This window comes from Mesobacillus sp. (genome assembly GCF_049588175.1).
GTDB lineage: Bacteria > Bacillota > Bacilli > Bacillales > Cytobacillaceae > Mesobacillus.
This window is the reverse complement of sequence record NZ_JBAVFI010000507.1, coordinates 1-5,918: the sequence shown is the minus strand read 5'-3', so window position 1 is coordinate 5,918 and position 5,918 is coordinate 1. Positions and strand designations below refer to the sequence as shown.

5 protein-coding genes are annotated in these 5,918 nt (G+C 42.8%); all 5 read left to right on the top strand.

Going from position 1 to position 5,918, the window contains the following annotated elements; genetic code table 11:
* Window positions 1-1,779: stage V sporulation protein D (locus tag WB217_RS12465; RefSeq protein WP_423993542.1), on the top strand; the 1,779-nt coding region annotated here is incomplete at its 5' end.
* A gap of 257 nt (window positions 1,780-2,036) precedes the next feature.
* A complete protein-coding gene (locus WB217_RS12460; RefSeq protein ID WP_423993541.1) occupies window positions 2,037-3,497 on the top strand; it encodes a UDP-N-acetylmuramoyl-L-alanyl-D-glutamate--2,6-diaminopimelate ligase in 1,461 nt (486 codons plus the stop codon).
* Window position 3,498: 1 nt separating this feature from the next.
* The gene (locus WB217_RS12455) at window positions 3,499-3,948 is read left to right on the top strand and encodes a hypothetical protein (RefSeq protein WP_423993540.1); all 450 of its coding nucleotides are present in this window, start codon (window positions 3,499-3,501) and stop codon (window positions 3,946-3,948) included.
* A gap of 1 nt (window position 3,949) precedes the next feature.
* Window positions 3,950-4,924 carry a phospho-N-acetylmuramoyl-pentapeptide-transferase gene (gene mraY, locus WB217_RS12450; RefSeq protein ID WP_423993539.1) on the top strand — a complete coding sequence of 325 codons (975 nt, stop codon included), beginning with the start codon at window positions 3,950-3,952 and terminating at the stop codon, window positions 4,922-4,924.
* Window positions 4,925-5,918, top strand: a 994-nt coding sequence (murD, locus tag WB217_RS12445) for a UDP-N-acetylmuramoyl-L-alanine--D-glutamate ligase (RefSeq protein ID WP_423993538.1), incomplete at its 3' end; no start/stop codon positions are given.

Sequence of the window (5,918 nt, the reverse complement as noted above, 5' to 3'; positions counted from 1 at the left end):
AGGGACTCCTGGAGCAGGAACGTTCCCTTTGAACCTCAGCGTGGTGAAATAATGGACAGGAACGGTGTTGCGCTTGCAACAAATATCAGTGCACCTACCGTTTATGCTGTACCGCGCCAGATCGAGGACCCTGCAATGGTTGCAGAAAAATTGGCTGCGGCACTGAATATGTCAAAGGAAAAGGCTTATCAGCATATCACGAAAAAATCGATGATAGAAAGGATCCCTGAAGGACGGAAAATCTCGCATGAGAAGGCCAAAGAAATCAGGGCGATGAACCTGAAAGGTATCTATATTGGCGAGGATTCAAAACGGCATTATCCTTTCGGCAGTTATCTCTCACACGTTCTTGGCTTTGCTGGAGTTGATAATCAGGGTCTGATGGGCTTGGAGCTGTATTATGATAAGCAATTGAAGGGGACAAAGGGTTCTGTACAATTTTATGCAAATGCAAAGGGTCAGCGAATGAATGATATGGCGGATGATTATGATCCTCCTGTCGATGGATTGGACCTCAAGCTGACAATTGACAGCAAAGTCCAGACCATCGTTGAAAGGGAGCTCGACATTGCTCAGGCAAAATATAACCCGGATGGAATCGTTGCGATTGCGATGAATCCGAACAATGGCGAAATACTAGCTATGTCGAGCAGGCCGGACTTTGACCCGGCGAACTTCAGGAATGTTGCGCCAGAGGTATATAACCGGAACCTTCCTGTCTGGAGTACATTTGAGCCGGGTTCCACATTTAAAATCCTGACATTGGCTGCGGCTCTCGAGGAAGGTAAAGTTGATCTAGAAAAAGATCATTTCCATGATCCAGGTTTTGTAGAGGTTGCGGGGGCAAGAATCCGCTGTTGGAAAAAAGGCGGGCACGGCAGCCAATCATTTCTTGAAGTCGTAGAGAACTCATGCAACCCGGGTTTTGTGGAGCTGGGCGAGAGACTTGGAAAAGAAAAGCTATTTAAGTATGTGAAGGACTTCGGCTTCGGGCAAAAAACTGGTATCGACCTACAGGGCGAGGGCAAAGGAATCATGTTTAATATTGACAGGGTAGGACCGGTCGAACAGGCAACAACTGCATTTGGTCAGGGAGTATCTGTAACGCCGATACAGCAGGTTGCTGCTGTGGCAGCGGCTGTGAATGGTGGAATTCTTTATACCCCATATATTGCAAAAGAACTAATCGATCCGATTACAGGAGAGGTTGTAATGAAGAAAACACCTGAAGCGAAGCGAAGGGTGATTTCTGAGGAAACGTCAAAAGAAATTAGGCATGCACTTGAAAGTGTAGTAGCAAGAGGCTCAGGTAAGAATGCATTTGTGGATTCGTACCGGGTGGGAGGAAAGACTGGTACTGCACAGAAGGCTCAGAACGGAAGATATCTCGAGAATAACCACATAGTTTCTTTTATAGGATTTGCACCAGCAGATGATCCGCAAATCGTAGTTTACGTGGCAGTCGATAATCCGAAAGGTACCATCCAGTTCGGTGGCGTCGTAGCTGCTCCTATTGTCGGTGATATCATGGAAGACAGCTTGCGGGCTATGGAAGTACCTCCGCGAAAAGGCCAAATTGAGAAGGAATTGACATGGCTTGATACGCCTATGGTCGAGGTGCCTGATTTAATTGGATTGTCAAAGAAAGAACTTCAGCAGCAACTGGTCAATTTAAAGCTGGATGTAGCTGGACAAGGGGATAGGGTTGTGAAACAGCTTCCGTCGCCTGGGGTTAAAATTAAAGAAGGCTCGACAATCAGGGTATATATGAACAATTAATCAAAGAGTGTTAGTACTAACGGGCGGCGAGAGGATGGAAATCCGCCGCCCACTTTTGTATGTATTGGCAAATCGTATTTAGACAAGTGCTAATTGCAATAAAAAAGTTTTACAGAACCATATTGATAAATAGCAAACTAGTTATACGAAAATAACCTTGCAAAAAAGGGCTTGGACTTTTCGTCTCAACAATGGCTAATTTTAGCCTAATCATGTAAAATAAGAGTCGCCATGTTGTTTGAGAGGATTTGATAGATATGAAATTACACGAATTAATCGGATATTTGCAACCATTCGTGGATTACAAGGGAGAAAATCCCGAAATTACTTCGATTGAAAATGATAACCGCAGAGTGACGCCAGGAAGTTTATTCATATGTGTAAAAGGCTATACAGTTGATGGTCACGATTTTGCTGGCTCCGCTGTTAAAAATGGAGCATCCGCAGTACTAGCAGAAAGAGAGCTCCCATTAAATGTGCCTGTCATTGTTGTTAAGGATACTGTGAGGGCTATGGCAGTGCTTGCTGATGCTTTTTACGGCCAGCCAAGCCACAAGCTCCATTTGATTGGAATAACTGGTACAAACGGGAAGACAACGACAACTCATATAATTGAAAAGATTTTTACCGATTCAGAACAGAAAACTGGCACAATTGGAACGATGTACACTAAAATCGGCGAACAGATTTTCGAGGTGAAAAATACAACTCCTGAAAGTCTTACACTCCAAAAGACGCTTAAAAAGATGGTTGATGAACAGGTGAAAACGGCTGTTATGGAAGTATCATCCCACGCCCTTGTTTATGGCAGGGTTCACGGGACTGACTTTAATGTTGCAGTATTCACGAACCTGACACAGGATCATCTTGATTACCATAAAACTATGGAGGAATACAGGAAGGCCAAAGGACTGCTCTTCTCGCAGCTTGGAAATGCCTTTAACCATGCTACTCCAAAGTTTGCCGTCCTGAATTCCGATGATCCTGCCAGTGAGGAATTTGCGATGCTGACATCTGCACATATTCTCACTTACGGAATCGACAACCATGCTGACCTTAAGGCAACGAACATCTCGATGACAGCGAGCGGAACATCCTTCGATTTAGTCAGTCCTTTTGGAATCCGCCGTGTAAATATCCAGCTGATCGGGAAATTCAGTATTTATAATGTACTCGCCAGTATAGGAGCCGCATTGGTATCCGGATTGCCATTAGAACAAATCATATCCTCTGTGGAAAGTGTTAAAGGTGTTTCCGGCCGTTTTGAGGTGGTTGACGCTGGACAGGATTTTTCCGTAATCGTCGACTATGCCCATACACCTGACAGTCTTGAAAACGTACTAAAAACGGTTCAACAGTTTGCGCAGAAAAGGGTTTTCTGTGTTGTTGGCTGTGGTGGTGATCGTGACCGCACAAAAAGGCCTTTGATGGCAGAAATCGCTTGTGAATACGCTACAGACGCAATCTTTACTTCTGACAATCCTCGAAGTGAGGATCCTGAACAAATTATCAAGGATATGGAAGAAGGAGTAAAAGGAGAGGTCTATATTGCAATCATTGATCGGAAGGAAGCAATCCAGCACGCAGTAAGCAAAGCGTCTGCAGGAGATGTGATTCTGATTGCCGGGAAGGGCCATGAAACCTACCAGCAAATAGGTGACCGAACTTTTGATTTTGATGACAGAATTGTAGCGCGCGAGGCAATAGAGGAGAGGTAATATGCTGACATATCAGGATGTTTCAGGTCTGTTTTCCAAGACATCTGGAATCAAGGATGATGCAATCCAATTTCACACTGTAAGCTGCCTGGCTGGCGCTAAACAGCCAAAAGGACTGTTTGTCCCGATTTCAGAGGAATCGGGATCACTTCAGGAAGCAATTTCTAACGGCGCTATTGCAGCTGTCTGGCCTGAGAACGTACCCGTTCCAGGATTTGCGCCAAATCATTTTCCAATATTTTATGCAGAAAACATACTGAAAGGCTTAGAGAAAATCATGAAATCATACTTAGACTATTTAACACAACATGAAGAATTAAACGACAGTACAAAAGTCATTTTTGAACATAAAGGACTTCTTAATGAAAAAGATTCAACATATGATATAGCTGTGATGGCTGAAAACATCAATAAATTCAGCAGCGTACAGACTAAGGCAGGTGAGGAATAGAATGCTGGAGCAAGTTATCTTTTTCACAATTTTAATGGGCTTCCTTATTACGGTTTTGCTTTCTCCAGTTTTTATTCCGTTTTTAAGAAGGCTAAAATTCGGCCAGAGCATCAGGGAAGAAGGTCCGAAATCACACCAGAAAAAAACTGGCACGCCAACCATGGGTGGAATCATGATTCTGCTTTCGATCACCGTGACTACTCTTGTCATGACTGGTAAGTTTTCGCAGCCTAGCGTTGAAACCTACTTATTATTATTCGTAACTTTAGGATTTGGTCTGCTCGGCTTCATGGATGACTTTATTAAAGTGGTCATGAAACGGAATCTTGGACTCACTTCAAAACAAAAGTTGCTTGGACAAATCATTATTTCTGTCATTTTTTATTTCATTTTTAAACAAAGTGAATTTTCCACTGTAGTCAATATCCCGCTTACTGACTATTCTTTTGATCTTGGCTGGGGTTATGTACTATTCATCATCTTTTGGATGGTCGGCTTTTCAAATGCTGTTAACTTGACGGACGGGCTTGACGGGCTGGTGTCCGGAACGGCTGCGATTGCATTTGGAGCATTTGCCGTGCTTGCGTGGAATCAATCACAATATGAACTTTCAATTTTTTCAGTAGCCGTAGTCGGCGCTGTTTTAGGTTTTCTAGTATTCAATGCTCATCCTGCTAAAGTGTTCATGGGAGATACAGGTTCTCTGGCACTAGGCGGAGCGATTGCAACTGTTGCCATCCTGGCAAAGCTTGAAATTATTTTGATTATTATTGGCGGCATTTTCGTTATTGAAACTTTGTCTGTTATCCTTCAGGTAATCTCTTTTAAAACAACAGGAAAGAGAATTTTCAGGATGAGTCCGCTTCACCATCATTATGAGCTGATTGGCTGGTCTGAATGGCGTGTTGTTGTGACATTCTGGACAGTAGGTCTTCTTTTCGCTATTCTTGGAATTTACATTGAGGTGTGGATCTAGATGAAACAAATCAAAATATATCAACATAAAAAAATTCTTGTACTTGGCCTGGCTAAGAGTGGAGTAAGCGCTGCTTCTCTTCTACATAAACTGGGAGCATTTGTAACAGTCAATGACAGTAAACCCCTGTCTGAAAATCCAGAGGCTCAAGGACTCTTGGAGCAAGGAATTAAGGTTGTCTGTGGAAGCCACCCAATCGAACTGATGGATGAAGGCTTTGAACTTGTCGTGAAAAATCCTGGAATCCCATACTTTAACCCTATGATTCAGAAAGCAATCGAAAAACAAATCCCGATCATTACAGAAGTCGAACTGGCATACCAGGTTTCGGAGGCTCCTTTAGTGGGGATCACAGGAACGAATGGGAAGACAACAACTACCACTCTTATTTATGAAATGCTAAATGAAGGGAATAAAAAACCTTTAATTGCGGGAAATATCGGTACGGTTGCCTCAGGTGTTGCCCAGGAAGCAACTCATGATAATACAATCGTTATCGAACTATCATCTTTTCAGCTTATGGGAATTGATCAGTTCAAGCCGCGGATTGCCATCATAACCAATCTGTATGATGCCCATCTTGATTATCACGGCACGAAATCTGAGTATGTAGAAGCAAAAGCAAGGATTACAAAAAACCAGACAGAAGAAGATTATTTAATCGTAAATGCTGATCAGGATGAAGTAATGGAAATTGCCAGAAATTCTCGTGCGCAAATCGTGCCTTTCTCAACGAAAAGGGTATTGGATCATGGTGCGTATGTAAAGGATGGCTGGGTTTGTTTTAATGGCGAACAAATTATTGAAACAAAGGATATTGTCCTGCCGGGAAAGCATAATCTAGAGAACATTTTATCTGCAGTAGCTGCTACTATACTTTCAGGTGCTGATAAAAAAGCAATATATAAAGTTCTTACTACCTTTGCTGGCGTTCGCCACAGGCTGCAATATGTTGGCAATGTGGAAGACAGAAAGTTTTATAACGATTCAAAAG